The sequence below is a fragment of the Streptomyces sp. NBC_01235 genome (assembly GCF_035989285.1).
Lineage (GTDB): Bacteria > Actinomycetota > Actinomycetes > Streptomycetales > Streptomycetaceae > Streptomyces.
In genome coordinates this window covers 9664721-9679782 of record NZ_CP108513.1, presented here as the reverse complement: position 1 = coordinate 9679782, position 15062 = coordinate 9664721, and the positions used below count along the sequence as shown (strand labels likewise).

Annotated in this window: 13 protein-coding genes; 3 read left to right on the top strand and 10 right to left on the bottom strand. The window is 71.4% G+C overall.

Annotation, left to right across the window (positions count from 1 at the left end; all coding sequences use genetic code 11):
• Positions 1 to 41: 41 nt before the first annotated feature.
• Positions 42 to 845, top strand: a complete 804-nt coding sequence (ppk2, locus tag OG289_RS43580; protein ID WP_327319534.1) for a polyphosphate kinase 2 — start codon at positions 42 to 44, stop codon at positions 843 to 845.
• A 17-nt stretch (positions 846 to 862) separates the two neighbouring features.
• On the opposite strand, the gene OG289_RS43575 is transcribed toward ppk2, so the two are convergent.
• From OG289_RS43575 to OG289_RS43560, 4 genes are all read right to left on the bottom strand, one after another.
• On the bottom strand, positions 863 to 1735 hold the full coding sequence (locus tag OG289_RS43575) for a universal stress protein (protein ID WP_327319533.1): 873 nt from the start codon (positions 1733 to 1735) through the stop codon (positions 863 to 865).
• Positions 1736 to 1740: 5 nt separating this feature from the next.
• Complete coding sequence (locus OG289_RS43570; RefSeq protein WP_327319532.1) at positions 1741 to 2763, bottom strand: zinc-dependent alcohol dehydrogenase; 1023 nt, start codon at positions 2761 to 2763, stop codon at positions 1741 to 1743.
• 42 nt (positions 2764 to 2805) lie between these two features.
• Positions 2806 to 3711 (bottom strand): universal stress protein, encoded by a 906-nt coding sequence (locus OG289_RS43565; RefSeq protein ID WP_327319531.1) that lies wholly within the window; start codon positions 3709 to 3711, stop codon positions 2806 to 2808.
• 204 nt (positions 3712 to 3915) lie between these two features.
• Complete coding sequence (locus OG289_RS43560; RefSeq protein ID WP_327319530.1) at positions 3916 to 4545, bottom strand: hypothetical protein; 630 nt, start codon at positions 4543 to 4545, stop codon at positions 3916 to 3918.
• Between the two features lie 230 nt (positions 4546 to 4775).
• On the opposite strand from OG289_RS43560, the gene OG289_RS43555 reads away from it, so the two are divergent.
• The gene (locus OG289_RS43555) at positions 4776 to 6503 is read left to right on the top strand and encodes a SulP family inorganic anion transporter (RefSeq protein WP_327319529.1); all 1728 of its coding nucleotides are present in this window, start codon (positions 4776 to 4778) and stop codon (positions 6501 to 6503) included.
• Here the strand turns inward: OG289_RS43555 and pflA are convergent.
• The 6 genes from pflA to OG289_RS43525 all read right to left on the bottom strand — a co-directional run bounded on the left by pflA (position 6497) and on the right by OG289_RS43525 (position 14314).
• Positions 6497 to 7234 carry a pyruvate formate-lyase-activating protein gene (pflA, locus tag OG289_RS43550; protein ID WP_442819126.1) on the bottom strand — a complete coding sequence of 246 codons (738 nt, stop codon included), beginning with the start codon at positions 7232 to 7234 and terminating at the stop codon, positions 6497 to 6499. The genes OG289_RS43555 and pflA overlap by 7 nt on opposite strands.
• A 5-nt stretch (positions 7235 to 7239) precedes the next feature.
• A complete protein-coding gene (gene pflB / locus OG289_RS43545) occupies positions 7240 to 9498 on the bottom strand; it encodes a formate C-acetyltransferase (RefSeq protein ID WP_327319527.1) in 2259 nt (752 codons plus the stop codon).
• 130 nt (positions 9499 to 9628) lie between these two features.
• A complete protein-coding gene (locus tag OG289_RS43540) occupies positions 9629 to 10552 on the bottom strand; it encodes a carbamate kinase (RefSeq protein ID WP_327319526.1) in 924 nt (307 codons plus the stop codon).
• A 4-nt stretch (positions 10553 to 10556) separates the two neighbouring features.
• A complete protein-coding gene (gene argF, locus OG289_RS43535) occupies positions 10557 to 11558 on the bottom strand; it encodes an ornithine carbamoyltransferase (protein WP_327319525.1) in 1002 nt (333 codons plus the stop codon).
• A gap of 16 nt (positions 11559 to 11574) precedes the next feature.
• Positions 11575 to 12789 (bottom strand): arginine deiminase, encoded by a 1215-nt coding sequence (locus OG289_RS43530; protein WP_327319524.1) that lies wholly within the window; start codon positions 12787 to 12789, stop codon positions 11575 to 11577.
• 34 nt (positions 12790 to 12823) lie between these two features.
• Entirely contained in the window at positions 12824 to 14314 is a 1491-nt protein-coding gene (locus OG289_RS43525) for an APC family permease (RefSeq protein ID WP_327319523.1), read from the bottom strand.
• A 267-nt stretch (positions 14315 to 14581) separates the two neighbouring features.
• On the opposite strand from OG289_RS43525, the gene OG289_RS43520 reads away from it, so the two are divergent.
• Entirely contained in the window at positions 14582 to 15052 is a 471-nt protein-coding gene (locus OG289_RS43520; RefSeq protein WP_327319522.1) for a Crp/Fnr family transcriptional regulator, read from the top strand.
• Positions 15053 to 15062 lie beyond the last annotated feature (10 nt).

The window sequence follows — 15062 nt, the reverse complement described above, 5'->3', positions numbered from 1 at the left end:
GGAAGTCGTCGGCGGAGAAGTCATCGGGTGGTGGAGGCGGCATGGCCGGCAAGAAGGCGGCGGAGCTGCCGCGCAAGACGTACGAGAAGGAACTGCTGCGCCTGCAGACCGAGTTGGTGAAGGTGCAGGAGTGGGTGCGGGCGTCGGGGACCCGGTTGGTGGTGGTCTTCGAGGGGCGGGACGCGGCGGGCAAGGGCGGCACGATCAAGCGGGTCGCCGAGCACCTCAACCCGCGTGTGGCCAGGATCGCGGCGCTCCCGAAGCCGACCGAGCGTGAACGCACCCAGTGGTACTTCCAACGGTATGTCGAGCACCTGCCGGCGGCCGGGGAGATCGTCCTGTTCGACCGGTCCTGGTACAACCGGGCCGGCGTCGAGCGCGTGATGGGCTTCTGTACGCAGGAGGAGTACCGGCTCTTCCTGCGGCAGTGCCCGATCTTCGAGCGGATGCTGGTCGAGGACGGGGTCCTGCTGCGCAAGTACTGGTTCTCGGTGAGCGACACCGAGCAGCAGGATCGCTTCCGGCGCCGTCTGGACGACCCGCTGCGGCGCTGGAAGCTCTCCCCGATGGACCTGGAGTCGATCACCCACTGGGAGGCGTACTCCCGGGCGAAGGACGAGATGCTGGTGCACACCGACATCAGCGAGGCGCCCTGGTACGTGGTGGAGAGCGACGACAAACGCCGGGCGCGGCTGAACATGATCGCCCATCTGCTGGCCTCCGTGCCCTACCACGACGTCCCTCCGCCCGTCCTCGAACTGCCGAAGCGCCCGGAGTCGACCGGCTACGAGCGCCCGCCGCGCGATCTGCAGACCTACGTCCCCGACCACGCGGCGGGCCTCTGAGCAGCCGGCCACTTCCTTCACACCCGTTCGGGTACGACCGCGACGGCGCAGGCGGAGTGGTGCAGCACCGCGTGGGCGACGCGCCCCAGCTGGAGTCCGAGGTGGTCCGGGTTGCGCCGGGCGCCGACCACCAGCAGGTCGGCCTCGTGCGAGGCGGCCAAAAGGACCCTGCGGGCCGGACCCTCCACCGTGCGCCCACGCACCTCCATGTCCGCCGGCGCGTCCTTCAGCGCCTTCTCCAGAACCTCGGCGGCGTGCTGCTCGTGCAGCCGCGCGGGTTCACCGGCGAGCAGGGGGTGGTCGGTGCTCTCGTGCGCGGGGCACCGCCAGGCCCGTACGGCGTCAAGGGTCGCGTGGCGCACCCGGGCCTCCTGGACGGCGAAGCGCAGGGCGGCGGAGTCCGTGCCCTTCTCGCCGACGCCCACCACCACGCGGCCGCCGCTCCCCGCGCTCACCCGGTTGTCGTGGCCGCCGCCCAGCACGATCACCGGGCAGGCGGCGTGGGCGGCGACGGTCAGGCTGACCGACCCGAGCAGCATCTCCACGAAGCCGCTGCGGCCGCGCGTGCCGAGCACCAGGGCAGTGGCGGCGCGTCCCTCACGGACGAGCGCGTACTCGGGCTCCTCGGGCAGCACGTCGGTGGAGACCTCGACGTCGGGCCGGCGCAGGTGGGCGCGCTGCGCGGCGACGCGCACGATGTCCTCGGCCGTGACCTGCTCGAACGGCTTGCCGAGGTCGTCCGCGAGGGACTCGCCCTCGTACCGCTCCCAGAGGGAGGCGAACACCAGCCGCAGCGGGGTCCCGCGCAGGGCGGCCTCGTCGGCCGCCCAGTCGACGGCCCGCAGGCTGGGTTCGGAGCCGTCCACGCCGACGACGATCGGGAGGACCATCGTGCTCACCGTCCCGTGGCCATGTCGAAGACGATCCGGGCCTTGACCTCGCCGCGCAGCACCTCGTCGATGGAGTCGTTGACGGAGGCGAGCGGGCGGGCCTCGTAGATGACCCTGGTGCGGCCGGCCGCGTGCAGCTGGAAGACCTCGGCGAGGTCCTGGCGGGTCCCGACGATCGAGCCGATCACCGAGGTGCCGTTCAGGACGGTGTCGAAGATGGGCACACGGACCGTGCCGTGCGCGGGAAGGGCCACCATGACCAGCTTGCCGCCGCGCCGCAGCCCGGAGTTGACGGCCTCGAAGGCCGCGTCGTTCACCGCGAGCGCGATCGCCGCGTGGGCGCCGCCGTGCCGCTTGAGCACCTCGCCGACGTTCTCCTTGCGCGCGTCGATGAGGATGTCCGCGCCGAGGTCGGCGGCCAGCTGGAGCTTCTCGTCGGTGACGTCGATGGCGGCGACCGTGGCACCGGCGATCTTCGCGTACTGCACGGCGAGGTGGCCGAGGCCGCCGATGCCGGAGATCGCGACGAGCTGGGTGGGCTTGACGCCGGCGACCTTGAGCGCCTTGTACGTCGTCACGCCCGCGCAGGTCAGGGGCGCCGCGTCGAGGGCGGTGATGCCCTCGGGGACCGGCTGGGCGAAGTCGGCCCAGGCCAGCATCTTCTCGGCGTACCCGCCGTCGCAGCCGTAGCCGGTGTTGATCTGCTGCTCGCACAGCGTCTCCCAGCCGGACAGGCAGTGCTCGCACCGCCCGCACGCCTTGCCGAGCCACGGGACGGCGACCCGCTGTCCGACGGACAGGTGGGTGACGCCCTCGCCGAGCGCCTCCACCAGGCCCACGCCCTCGTGCCCGGGGACGAACGGCGGGTTCGGCTTCACCGGCCAGTCGCCGTGCGCCGCGTGGATGTCGGTGTGGCACAGCCCGGACGCCTCCACCCGGACACGGACCTGGCCGGGGCCGGGCTCCGGGTCGGGGCGCTCCTCGATGACCAGGGGCTCGCCGAACGCTCGTACGACCGCTGCCTTCATGGCTCTCTTCTCCTCGGGAGTGATCGGGGGATCGGGGGTGGGTCAGCTGTGGGGGACGACGGCGACGGGGGCGGTGGAGTGGTGCAGGACGGCGTGCGTGACGTGTCCGACGTGGGCGCCGAACGGGCTGCGGCGGATGCGCCGGCCCACGACGACGAGGGAGGCCTCATGGGAGGCGTCCACGACGTAGACGGCCCCGCTGCCGTAGCGGGACTCCTCGACGACCTCGACGTCCGGGTACTTCTGCCGCCAGGGCCGCAGCACCTCGGCCAGGGCCTCGGCGTCACTGAGTGCCAGCGCCTCGTGCAGCGCGGGGTTGGCGGGCATGCCGTACGCGTAATACGGCGGCGGGTTCCAGCCGTGGACGACCCGCAGGGACGTCGCGCGGCGCTTCGCGGCGTCGAAGGCGAACTCGATCAGCGTCTCGTCCGGGTGGTCGACGTCGAGTCCGAGGACCACGGGCAGGAAGGGCGTCGCGGCGGACGGCACACCCGCCGGGTCCATCTCGTGCTCGTCGGCGGCCGCCTCCAGCGCGCGGACCAGCACCACGGGGCGGTCCGCTCGCGCGACGACGGACAGGCCCACGGAGCCGACCATGAACCCGCCGATCCCGCCGAACCCGCGCGAGCCCAGGACGAGCAGCTCGGCGCTCCTGCCCGCCTCGGCCAGGACGTCACCCGGGTTTCCGGAAAGCTGCTCGGTCGTCACCTCGACACCGGGGTGGCGCAGGACGATGCCCTCGGCGGCCTCGCGCGGGATCCGCTCGGTCCAGTGCTGCTGGGTCTCGCCTCCCAGGAGAGGCGCCTGAGCCATCGGTTCCGGTACCGGCTCCCAGACGTGGACGATCTTCAGGGGCAGGTCGCGCAGCTTCGCTTCGCGGGCCGCCCATTCCGCGGCGGCTCGGCTCTCGCGCGAGCCGTCGAGACCTACGGTGATGCTGCGGAGCATGATCTCCACCTCCTGGGGCGAGGGATCGTGGGGCGAGGGATCGTGGGGCGAGGGATCGTGGGGCGAGGGATCGTGGGGCAAGGGATCGTGGGGCAAGGGATCGTGGGGCAAGGATCTGATTCCAGCGTCGTCTTCCGGGGCTTCCTCGTGCAGGGGCCACAGGTCCCGAGGTGGGGCCGACCGACCCCTGCACGCAGGTGGGGTTCAGCGCAGCCAGCGGTGGTCGCGGACGAACGGCAGCCTGGCCCAGAGCCGGCCCGCGCCCAGGGTGTCGCCGGCGGCGGCAGCGGCCAGGACGATCAGGGCGACTGCGTAGATCAGGTGGTAGTCGACGAACGGGTTCGTCGACATGCTCGCAGAGCCGTCCGAGAGGTGCTTGGCGGGCGGCCACTCGGCGATCCACATCAGCGCCATCATCACGGTGCCCGCGAGGGCGGCGAACCGCAGCGCGACCCCCGCGACCAGGGCGAGGCCGATCCCGAGCAGACCGAGCATGAACAGCCGGTCCGCCCACGGCTCGCCGGCCCAGGAGTGGAAGGTGGACTCCATCGGCCCGACGGCGACGGAGCCGAGGAAGCCCTTCGTCGGCGAGCCGCCGTCGATCCAGCCCTTGCCGGACGGGGTGGCGTAGCCGAAGCCGAACGTCTTGTCGAGGAAGGCCCACAGGAACACGAACCCCGTGAGCAGACGCAGGGACGCCAAGGCATAAGCCCGCGCGGTGCTCGTGCCGGCATGTGCCGAGACGGCGGACTCGGAGGAGGTGGCGGTCCGGTTCCTGCGCAGCGACGGCAGGTGGAAGCCGGAGCTCCGGTGAGGGTGCTCGTGCACGGCCATGGTCGTGATTCCCTTCGAGGGGGTCGGGTCGTTGCCTGACGTCACTTACTCTGGCCGCGCGCACCGGGCGTCACCGGATGCCGAAGGTCTGCACACAGGGGGCCGAACGGCCCTGTCTTCAGGGGCTGTTGGGATCGGTGCGGCACAGCGGACACGCAGGCCGTCCACCGTGGTTGTCGCGCCCGGTCGCCCACCGGTGGATCATGAGGTCAGACGACGGAAGGCGGCAGATGTCCCAGGGCTCGGGCGGACGACACGTCTCGCAATGGCGCCGGCAGGTGCCCGGCCTCGTCGCGCTCCTCGGCTACCGGCGCTCGTGGCTGACGGGTGACCTGCTCGGCGGCGTGACCGTGGCCGCGTACCTCGTACCGCAGGTCATGGCATACGCGGGGGTGGCCGGGCTGCCGCCGGTGACCGGGCTGTGGGCGATCCTGCCGGCCCTCGCGATGTACGCCCTGTTCGGTTCCTCGCGGCTGCTGTCGGTCGGCCCCGAGTCCACGACCGCCCTGATGACGGCCACGGTGGTCGCACCGCTCGCCGCCGGGGACGCCGGGCGCTACGCGTCGCTGGCGGCGGCCCTCGCGGTCACGGTCGGGCTGCTCTGCCTGGTCGCCCGGGCGGTGCGGCTGGGCTTTCTCGCGGACCTGCTGTCCCGCCCCGTCCTGATCGGCTATCTGGCGGGCGTGGCGCTCATCATGATGGTGGACCAGCTGCCCAAGCTCACCGGGGTGCGGACGACCGGCTCGCAGTTCTTCCCCCAACTGTGGTACTTCGTCACCCACCTGACCGACGCACACCTGGCCACGGTCGTGTTCTCGGCGGTCACGCTCGTGTTCCTCTTCCTGATGGCCCGTTACGTCCGCGCCGTGCCCGGTCCGCTGGTGGCGTTCGTCCTGGGCACCGCCGCCGTCGTGGTCTTCGACCTCGACGGGCGGTACGGGCTGAAGGTGATCGGCGAGGTCCCGTCCGGTCTGCCGGGTCTCGCCGTCCCGGACCTGAGCGAGCTGCCGCGCCTCGTCCTGCCCGCGCTCGGCGTGCTGCTGGTCGCCTACACCGACTTCGTCCTCACCGCGCGGGCGTTCGCCGACCGCGACGACGAAGGTCCCGGGCTCGACGCCAACCAGGAGTTCCTCGCCCTGGGCGCGGCCAACCTGGGCGCCGGGGTGCTGCACGGCTTCCCGGTGAGCAGCAGCGCCAGCCGCACCGCGCTGGCCTCCTCGGCGGGCGCCCGCAGCCAGGCGTACTCGCTGGTCGCCGGGGCGGTGGTGCTCGCGGTGCTGCTCTTCCTGAGCCCGCTGCTGACGCGTACGCCGTCCGCCGTGCTCGGCGCGCTCGTCGTCTACGCCGCGGTCCGCATGATCGACCTCGCGGGCTTCCGGCGGTTGGCGTCCTTCCGCCGCCGGGAACTGTTCCTGGCGCTCGGCTGCCTCGCCGGGGTGCTCGCCCTGGACATCCTGTACGGCGTGATCGTGGCCGTCGGCCTGTCGGTGGCCGAGCTGCTGACCCGGGTGGCGCGTCCGCACGACGCCGTCGAGGGCCTGGTGCCCGGTGTGGCCGGCATGCACGACGTCGACGACTATCCGCAGGCCCGTACGGTTCCCGGGCTGCTCGTCTACCGCTACGACTCGCCGCTGTTCTTCGCCAACGCGGAGAACTTCCGGCGCCGCGCCCTGGCCGCCGTCGACCAACAGAGCGGCCCGGTCCGCTGGTTCGTCCTCAACACCGAGGCCAATGTCGAGGTCGACATCACCGCCCTCGACGCCGTCGACGAACTGCGCCGCGAACTGACCAACCGGGGCGTCGTGTTCGCCCTCGCCCGCGTGAAGCAGGACCTGCTGGACGACCTGGAGGCGTACGGCCTGGTGGACTCGGTCGGCAAGGAGCGGATCTTCCCGACGCTCCCGACGGCCGTGGCCGCGTACCGCGCGTGGCTCGGCGGGCATCCCGGCGGTCAGTAGGCGGGCACGCCCTGCTCCTGGAAGCGTGCGCGGACGCCGTCGATCAGAGCCGGGTCGGGGACGGGGGTGTCGCGCAGCGGGAAGGGGATGCCGAGTGCCTCGTACTTCGGGGCTCCCAGCTTGTGGAAGGGCAGTACGTCGACCCGCTCGGCGGTGCCGAGCCTCGCGACGAAGTCGGCCAGGGCGTCCACGGACCGCGGATCGTCGGTCCAGCCGGGGACCAGCACATAGCGGATCCACATCGGGACGCCGAGCCGGTCGAGGCGGGTGGCGAAGCTGAGCGTGGGAGCGAGCCGTCCGCCGGTCAGCTTCCGGTAGGTGCCGATGTCGAAGGACTTGATGTCCAGCAGCACCAGGTCCGTGTCGGCGAGGAGCTCGTCCGTGGCCCGCACGCCGAGGAAGCCGGACGTGTCCAGGGCCGTGTGCAGTCCGGCCTCCTTGCAGCGGCGCAGCACCTCACCGGTGAAGGCCGACTGGAGCAGCGGCTCTCCCCCGGTGATCGTCACCCCGCCGCCGGCCGTGGTGACGAAGGCCCGGTACTTCTCGATCTCCGCCATCACCTCGTCCACCGTCACCTCCCGGCCGTCGCGCATGTGCCAGGTGTCGGGGTTGGCGCAGTACAGGCAGCGCAGGGGGCAGCCGCTGAGGAACAGCACGAACCGGGTCCCGGGACCGTCCACTCCCGTGGACAGGTCCCAGGAGTGGATCCGGCCCGTCAGCGGCTCGGCCATGGTGCTCACAGCGATCCGTGGAAGGTGCGGCTGATCACGTCGAGCTGCTGCTCGCGGGTCAGCCGGACGAAGTTGACGGCGTACCCGGAGACCCGGATGGTCAGGTCGGGGTACTTCTCCGGGTGCTCCATCGCGTCCTCGAGGGTGGCGCGGTCGAGGACGTTGACGTTCATGTGGAACCCGCCGGCGCCCATGTAGGCGTCGAGGATGCCGACCAGGTGGCCCGCGCGCTCCTGGGGGACGTGTCCCAGTCCCTCCGGGGTGATGGTCGTGGTCAGCGAGATGCCGTCGCGGGCCTGCTCGTACGGCAGCTTGGCCACCGAGAGCGCGGAGGCTGCCACGCCGTGCCGGTCACGGCCGTTCATCGGGTTGGCGCCGGGGGCGAACGGCTGTCCGGCCCGGCGGCCGTCGGGGGTGTTGCCGGTGTGCTTGCCGTAGACGACGTTCGAGGTGATGGTCAGCACCGACTGGGTGTGCTCGGCGTCCCGGTAGGTCGGGTGCTTGCGCACCTTGGCCATGAAGGACTCCACCAGGCCGACGGCGATGCTGTCGGCGCGGTCGTCGTTGTTGCCGTACGCCGGGAACTCGCCCTCGGTCCGGAAGTCGACGGCCAGCCCCGTCGCGTCCCGGAAGACCTTCACCCGGGCGTGTTTGACGGCGGACAGGCTGTCCGCCGCGACCGACAGGCCCGCGATGCCGCAGGCCATGAAGCGGTGCACGGGGTGGTCGTGCAGGGCCATCTCGATGCGCTCGTAGGCGTACTTGTCGTGCATGTAGTGGATGACGTTGAGCGTGTTGACGTATGTCCCCGCCAGCCAGTCCAGGACGCGGTCGTAGGCCGCCGACAGTTCCTCGTAGTCCAGGTACTCGCCCGTCAGCGGGGGCGTCTCGGGGGTGACCTGGTCGCCGGTCATCTCGTCCCGGCCGCCGTTGACCGCGTACAGCAGCGCCTTGGCCAGGTTGACGCGGGCGCCGAAGAACTGCATCTCCTTGCCCACCGCCATGGCGGAGACGCAGCAGGCGATCGCGGTGTCGTCGCCGTTGCGGGGGCGCAACAGGTCGTCGGACTCGTACTGGACGGCGCTGGTGTCGATGGACACCTGCGCGCAGAACTCCTTGAAGCCGGCGGGCAGTCGGGGCGACCACAGGACGGTGAGGTTGGGCTCGGGGGCGGGGCCGAGGTTGTAGAGGGTCTGCAGGAAGCGGAAGGAGGTGCGGGTGACCAGCGGGCGGCCGTCGTCGCCGATGCCGCCGATGGACTCGGTGACCCAGGTGGGGTCGCCGGAGAACAGGGCGTCGTACTCGGGGGTGCGCAGGAACCGGACGATCCGCAGCTTGATCACGAAGTCGTCGACGAGCTCCTGGGCACGGGACTCGTCGAGGACGCCTTCGTCCAGGTCGCGCTGGAGGTAGACGTCGAGGAAGGTGGAGGTGCGGCCCAGCGACATCGCGGCGCCGTTCTGTTCCTTCACCGCCGCGAGGAAGCCGAGGTAGAGCCACTGCACGGCCTCGTGCGCGGTGACCGCGGGACGGGAGACGTCGCAACCGTAGGTCGCCGCCATGCGGGTCAGTTCACCCAGGGCCTTGATCTGCTCGGCGAGTTCCTCGCGGTCGCGGATGACGTGCTCGCTCGACGGCTCGGCGTCCAGCCGGGCCTTCTCGGCGCGCTTGGCCCCGATCAGCCGGTCGGTGCCGTACAGCGCCACGCGCCGGTAGTCGCCGATGATCCGGCCGCGGCCGTAGGCGTCGGGCAGCCCGGTGATGATGCCGACCTTGCGAGCGGTCCGCATCTCGGCCGTGTACGCGTCGAAGACACCGTCGTTGTGGGTCTTGCGGTAGGTCCCGAAGACCTGGGTGACGAACGGGTCGGGCTCGTAGCCGTACGCCTTGAGGCCGTTCTCCACCATGCGCAGACCGCCATTGGGCATGATCGCGCGCTTCAGCGGGGCGTCGGTCTGCAGACCGACGACGAGTTCGCGGTCGCGGTCGATCCAGCCGGGGGCGTGCGAGGTGATCGTCGACGGCGTCGCGGTGTCCACGTCGAGGATGCCGCGCGCCCGCTCCTCCGGGAACAGCGAGCCGACCTTCGCCCAGACGGCCCGGGTGCGGTCCGTGGCACCGGTCAGGAAGGACGCGTCACCGTCGAACGGGGTGTAGTTGGCCTGGATGAAGTCACGCACGTCGATCAGCTCGCGCCAGCGGGTCCCGGCGAAGCCTCGCCAGGCCACGGTGGCCTGGCCGCCGACTGTCACGGTTGCGGTCATCGCCGTTCCTCTCCTCGGTTCGGGTCCTGCGCTTCCATGCTTGTCGTCGGTGATCGACGCGGGGAGTGCCGGGCAGCGCCCACGGCCGGGCCGTACGGCCCCGGGGCGAGAGGCCGTACGGCCCAGCCCGTCAGCCGGCCGTGAGATCCGGGCGGATCAGGGTGCCCGAGCGGCCGTGCACGATCTCGTACGCCGCGTCCAGGGCTCCGATGGCGGCGAGCCCTCCGGTCCGCTCGACGAACCGGGCGGCGGCCTCGGCCTTCGGCCCCATGGAGCCCTCGGGGAAACCCTTGCGGCGCAGTTCGGCGGGGGTGGCGTCGAGGACGGGCTGCTGGGCGGGGCTCCCGAAGGCCTCGTACACGCACGGGACGTCGGTGAGGATCAGCAGGAAGTCGGCCTTGAGGTCCTCGGCGAGCAGGGCGGCGGTGAGGTCCTTGTCGATGACCGCCTCCACGCCGGTCAGCGCTCCGGTGTCGTTGTCCGCGGTGACAGGGACGCCTCCGCCGCCCGCGCAGATCACCAGGGTGCCGCTGTTGAGCAACTCGTGGACGGTGTCGGTCTCCAGGATCCGTTCCGGCGCCGGGGAGGGGACGACTCGCCGCCAGCCGGTGGTGTCCTGCGCGATGTGCCAGCCGCGCTTTCGGGCGAGGGCGCCGGCCACCTCCCGGGGGTAGACCTGGCCGACGAACTTGGTGGGCCGGGCGAACGCCGGGTCGTCGGCCCGCACGAGGGTGTGGGTGACGAGGGTGGCGATGTGGCGGCCCGGCAGGGCGTCGTGCAGCGTGCAGGCCAGCAGGGAACCGATCATGCCCTGGGTCTGGGCGCCGAGCAGATGGAGGGGGTAGGGAGCGCTGAGGGCGGGGTCGGCGGCGCTCTCCACGGCGAGCAGACCGATCTGGGGGCCGTTGCCATGGGTGAGGACGAGTTCGTGTTCATGGGCGAGGGTGGCCAGGGCGGCGGCGACCCGGTCGATGTTGGCCTGCTGGACGGCGGCGTCGGGGCGTTCGCCGCGGTGGAGCAGGGCGTTGCCGCCGAGGGCGACGACGATGCGCATGGCTTCAGTCCTCCAGGGTGGCGACGAGTACGGCCTTGATGGTGTGCAGCCGGTTCTCCGCCTGGTCGAAGACGATCGACGCGGACGAGGAGAAGACGTCGTCGGTGACTTCGAGTCCGTCCAGGCCGTAGCGGTCGAAGAGGTCCTGGCCGAGGCGGGTGCGGCGGTCGTGCAGGGCCGGCAGGCAGTGCATGAACTTCACGTCCGGGTTGCCGGTGGCGGCGAGCGTCTTGTCGTTGACCTGGTAGGGCAGCAGCAGCTCGATCCGCTCCCGCCAGGTGTCGGCGGGCTCGCCCATGGAGACCCAGACGTCGGTGTGCAGGAAGTCGGCGCCGCGTACGGCGGTCTCGACGTCCTCGGTGAGGGTGATGCGAGCGCCGCTGCGCTCGGCCAGTTCCCGGCAGGTGGTGACCAGTGCGGGGTCGGGCCACAGCCGGGCGGGGGCGGCGATACGGACGTCCATGCCGAGCAGGGCGCCCATGGACAGCAGCGAGTTGCCCATGTTGTTGCGGGCGTCGCCGAGGTAGCAGTAGGCGATGTCCGGCAGGGGCCTGGGGCTGTGCTCGTGCATGGTGAGGACGTCGCACAGGCTCTGGGTGGGGTGCGCGGTGTCGGTGAGGCCGTTGTAGACGGGCACGCCGGAGTGGGCGGCGAGCGCGGTGACGAGGGACTGGGCGGAGCCGCGGTACTCGATGCCGTCGAACATGCGGCCCAGTACGCGGGCGGTGTCGGCGATGGACTCCTTGGCGCCGATGTGGGTGTCGCCGGGGCCCAGGTAGGTGGTGGCGGCGCCCTGGTCGGCTGCTGCGACCTCGAAGGCGCAACGGGTGCGGGTGGAGGTCTTCTCGAAGATCAGCGCGAGGTTCCTGCCGGTCAGCCGGGGCTGTTCGGTGCCGGCGCGCTTGGCCGCCTTGAGGGTGGCGGCCAGGTCGAGGAGATGGTGGATCTCGGCGGCGGTGAAGTCGAGTTCGCTCAGGTAGGAGCGTCCGCGCAGGTCGATGGTCATGATGGTTCCCCCTGGGTCAGACAGCCGGGTCGCGTTCGACGGGGCAGCTCATGCAGCGCGGGCCGCCGCGGCCGCGGCCGAGCTCGGCGCCGGCGATGGTGACGATCTCGATGCCCTGCTTGCGCAGGTACGTGTTGGTGGTGACGTTGCGCTCGTAGCCGACGACGACGCCGGGGGCGAGGGCGAGGAAGTTGCTGCCGTCGTCCCACTGCTCGCGCTCGGCGTTGCGGATGTCCTGCGGGGCGGAGAGCATCCGGACCTTGTCGAGGTCGAGGGCCTCGGCGAGGGCGGTGGCGAGGTCGGAGTTCGGGGCGACGTCGAAGCCGCACCCGCGGGCGCCGCTGGGCGTGAGCGTCCAGGAGCGCAGGGAGTCGGCCAGGCCCGGGTAGATGACGAAGGTGTCGTGGTCGACCATCGTCAGCACGGTGTCGAGGTGCATGTAGGCGCGGGCGGCGGGGAGTTGGACCGCGATCAGCCGGTTCGCCGTGCCGTCGGCGAAGAGTCGGGCGGCCAGGTTCTCCACCGCCTGCGCGGTGGTGCGCTCGCCCATGCCGACCATGACGGCGCCGTTGCCCAGGACGTGGACGTCACCGCCTTCGAGGGTGCCCACCGAACCGTCGAGGATCGACGCCGGGGCGATGCCGGCGAACATCGGGTGGAAGCGGTAGATGGCCTCGGCGTGCAGGCTCTCGCGCCGCCGGGCCGGCTTGGCCATCGGGTTGACCGACAGGCGGTCGTACACCCAGCAGGAGTTGTCGCGCGGGAAGAGGTGGTTGGGCAGCGGGGCGAGGGCGAAGTCCTCGGCGTCCAGCGCGTTCCAGACCAGGCTGTGCGGGGTGGCGAGCGGCAGGTCGCTCTTGAGGAGTCCGCCGATGAGGTGGCCGGCGAGGGTCTCGCCGTCGAGTTCGGCGCACCGTGCGCGCACCGGGTCGATGAGCGCCGGTCCGACGGTGGCCGGGGTGATCACCCGGTCGAGCAGCCAGTCGCGGGCCTCGCCGCCGTCGAGGGTCTGGGCGAGCAGGTCGGCGAAGTAGTGCACGCGGGTGCCGTGGTCGCGCAGCACCTGGGCGAAGGCGTCGTGTTCCTCCCGGGCGCGCTTGGCCCACAGGATGTCGTCGAAGAGGAGGGCGTCGACGTTGCGCGGGGTGAGGCGGGAGAGTTCGATGCCGGGGCGGTGCAGGATCACCTGGCGCAGGCGGCCGACCTCGGAGTCGACGTGGAACGTGTTCATGGCGTTGTGTCCTCTGCCGTGAGGTGGGCGGTGGTCAGTCCTGGGGGCGGTGGCTGTTGCGCTTGCGCGGACCGCCGACGCGGTTGGTGCCCAGTCCCCGGGAGAGCCGCTTGGGCGGTGCCGGGGTCTCCGGGGCACGTTCCTCGCGCGGAGCGCGGGCGGCGGGGATCACCGCGGCGGTGTCGCCGTACCGGCCCTGGCCGCGCTTCAGCCACACGTAGACCGGCACGCCGAGCAGCAGCACGAACAGTCCGTAGTAGACGGTCTGGTAGCCGCTGCCCTGGATCGACCAGTAGGAGAAGGCCAGCGCCAGCGCGGCGACGGTGACATCGCGGGCGAGGCGCCGCGGGCTGAGGGTCTCCCTGCCGCGCACCAGCAGCCAGTACAGCTGGGCGGCGGCGGAGAACAGGTAGGGGACCACGGCGGTGAACACGCTCAGCAGAACGATCTTCGTGAAGACGTCCTCGAAGCGGGTGTAGCTGAACACGGTGATCAGCGAGGCCAGCACGGTGGAGGCGATGATGCCGAAGACCGGGACACCGCTCTGTCCGCGCAGCTTCGCGAAGGCGTCGGGGAAGAGTCCGTCGCGGGCGGCGGCGTACGGCATCTCGGCGCACAGCATGGTCCAGCCGTTGAGGGCGCCGATGCCCGAGATGATCGCGGCGACGGCCACGACGTCTCCCGCCCAGGTGCCGCCGAAGATGTTGTTCGCGGCGTCGGTGAACGGCGCGATGGTGCCGCCCAGCGCCCCGTGCGAGACGGTCCCGAAGACCGCGAGCGTGCCCAGGATGTAGATGACGGCGCACAGGAGCGTGCCGTAGACGGTGGCGCGCGGCACGTTGCGCTCCGGCTCGCGCACCCGGCCGGCGACCACCGAGGCGGCCTCCAGCCCGAGATAGCTGAACAGGGCGATGGCGGCCGCGGCGGAGATCGCGCCGAGCGCGGACTGACCGCTGGCGTTGAAGGCGCCGAAGTTGGCCGGGTCGATGAAGAACAGCCCGATGGTGGCCATGAAGACGAGCGGCACGAACTTCAGGACGGTGGTGATCACCTGGAACGCGCCGATGTTGCGGACCCCGGTGAGGTTGATCGCGGCCGCTGTCCAGAGGCCGGCGAGGGCCAGGCTCATCGAGATCCACGTCCTGTGACCCGTGTTCACGAACACCTCGACGTAGCCGACCCAGGCCACGGCGATCGCCGCGTTGCCGGCCCACGCGGTGATCCAGTACGACCAGGCGTTCAGGAATCCCGCGAACTCGCCGAAGGCCTCCCGGGCGTAGACGTACGGCCCGCCGCTCGCCGGTACCCGCTTCGACAGCGCCCCGAAGGTCAGCGCGAGCGCCAGCGCGCCCAGGGTCACGACGACGAAGGCGACCAGGGAGACCGGCCCGAACGGGGCGAGCGCGGAGGGGAGGGCGAAGATTCCGGTGCCGATGATGCTGCCGATCACGAGCGCGGACGCGGCCGGGAGTCCGAGGGCCGCCTTGGGCGCCGCTCGCTCTCCACTCGCTGAGGTCCTGGGCATGGCTGTGCTCCTTGTGCAATCGCTGCGGGTGAGTCGATCCGCGAACGATGCTTCTGCGCCACGCAGGATCAGGGCAGCGGCCACTCGGACCCGCGCAGGTCCCGATGGTCCCGGTCCGAAAGGTCCATGCAGCCGGAAGACCTCCCTTCGGTACCGAACGGCTCGGTCAGGGGACCGAGTGGCCCATGGCCCGCCCCGCAGGGTCCGGCACAGCCTGGGGGTGGAAGTCCGTACACCCCGCCGTACTCGCCGCCCCGGAGGCATGTCATGAACGCTTCCCTCGCCCCCAGTCCGAGCATGCTGCGCTCGCTGTCCGCCGAACACCGCCAACGGCTCCTGCGCGTCGCCCGGGAGGTGTCGATCCCTCAGGGAGCGCGTCTGTTCGAGGAAGGTGGACGCGCCGACCGCTTCTGGATCATCCGCACCGGATCGATCCAGCTCGACATGCACGTGCCGGGCCGTCGGGCGGCTGTCATCGAGAACCTCGGGCACAACGAACTGGTCGGCTGGTCCTGGTTCTTCACGCCGCACGTCTGGCACCTGGGCGCCGAGGCGACCACACCGGTGCGGGCCTACGAGTTCGACGCCACGGCCGTCCGGTCGATGTGCCAGGACGACGCGGCCCTGGGCAACGACGTCGCCGGGTGGGTCGGTGAGGTACTCGCGCACCGTCTGCGCGCGACCAGGACCCGCCTCCTGGACCTGTACGCCCCGTACGGCGCCGGCAGCGCCGTCTGACCCGCCCCCC

Bases quoted from the DNA above. Each gene is read 5' to 3' on its own strand.
- OG289_RS43560 (WP_327319530.1), bottom strand. From the start codon at position 4,545: ATGGCCGTGCACGAGCACCCTCACCGGAGCTCCGGCTTCCACCTGCCG.
- OG289_RS43540 (WP_327319526.1), bottom strand. From the start codon at position 10,552: ATGCGCATCGTCGTCGCCCTCGGCGGCAACGCCCTGCTCCACCGCGGC.
- OG289_RS43555 (WP_327319529.1), top strand. From the start codon at position 4,776: ATGTCCCAGGGCTCGGGCGGACGACACGTCTCGCAATGGCGCCGGCAG.
- OG289_RS43525 (WP_327319523.1), bottom strand. From the start codon at position 14,314: ATGCCCAGGACCTCAGCGAGTGGAGAGCGAGCGGCGCCCAAGGCGGCC.
- OG289_RS43570 (WP_327319532.1), bottom strand. From the start codon at position 2,763: ATGAAGGCAGCGGTCGTACGAGCGTTCGGCGAGCCCCTGGTCATCGAG.
- OG289_RS43565 (WP_327319531.1), bottom strand. From the start codon at position 3,711: ATGCTCCGCAGCATCACCGTAGGTCTCGACGGCTCGCGCGAGAGCCGA.
- pflB (WP_327319527.1), bottom strand. From the start codon at position 9,498: ATGACCGCAACCGTGACAGTCGGCGGCCAGGCCACCGTGGCCTGGCGA.
- ppk2 (WP_327319534.1), top strand. From the start codon at position 42: ATGGCCGGCAAGAAGGCGGCGGAGCTGCCGCGCAAGACGTACGAGAAG.
- OG289_RS43530 (WP_327319524.1), bottom strand. From the start codon at position 12,789: ATGAACACGTTCCACGTCGACTCCGAGGTCGGCCGCCTGCGCCAGGTG.
- pflA (WP_442819126.1), bottom strand. From the start codon at position 7,234: ATGGCCGAGCCGCTGACGGGCCGGATCCACTCCTGGGACCTGTCCACG.
- OG289_RS43520 (WP_327319522.1), top strand. From the start codon at position 14,582: ATGAACGCTTCCCTCGCCCCCAGTCCGAGCATGCTGCGCTCGCTGTCC.
- argF (WP_327319525.1), bottom strand. From the start codon at position 11,558: ATGACCATCGACCTGCGCGGACGCTCCTACCTGAGCGAACTCGACTTC.
- OG289_RS43575 (WP_327319533.1), bottom strand. From the start codon at position 1,735: ATGGTCCTCCCGATCGTCGTCGGCGTGGACGGCTCCGAACCCAGCCTG.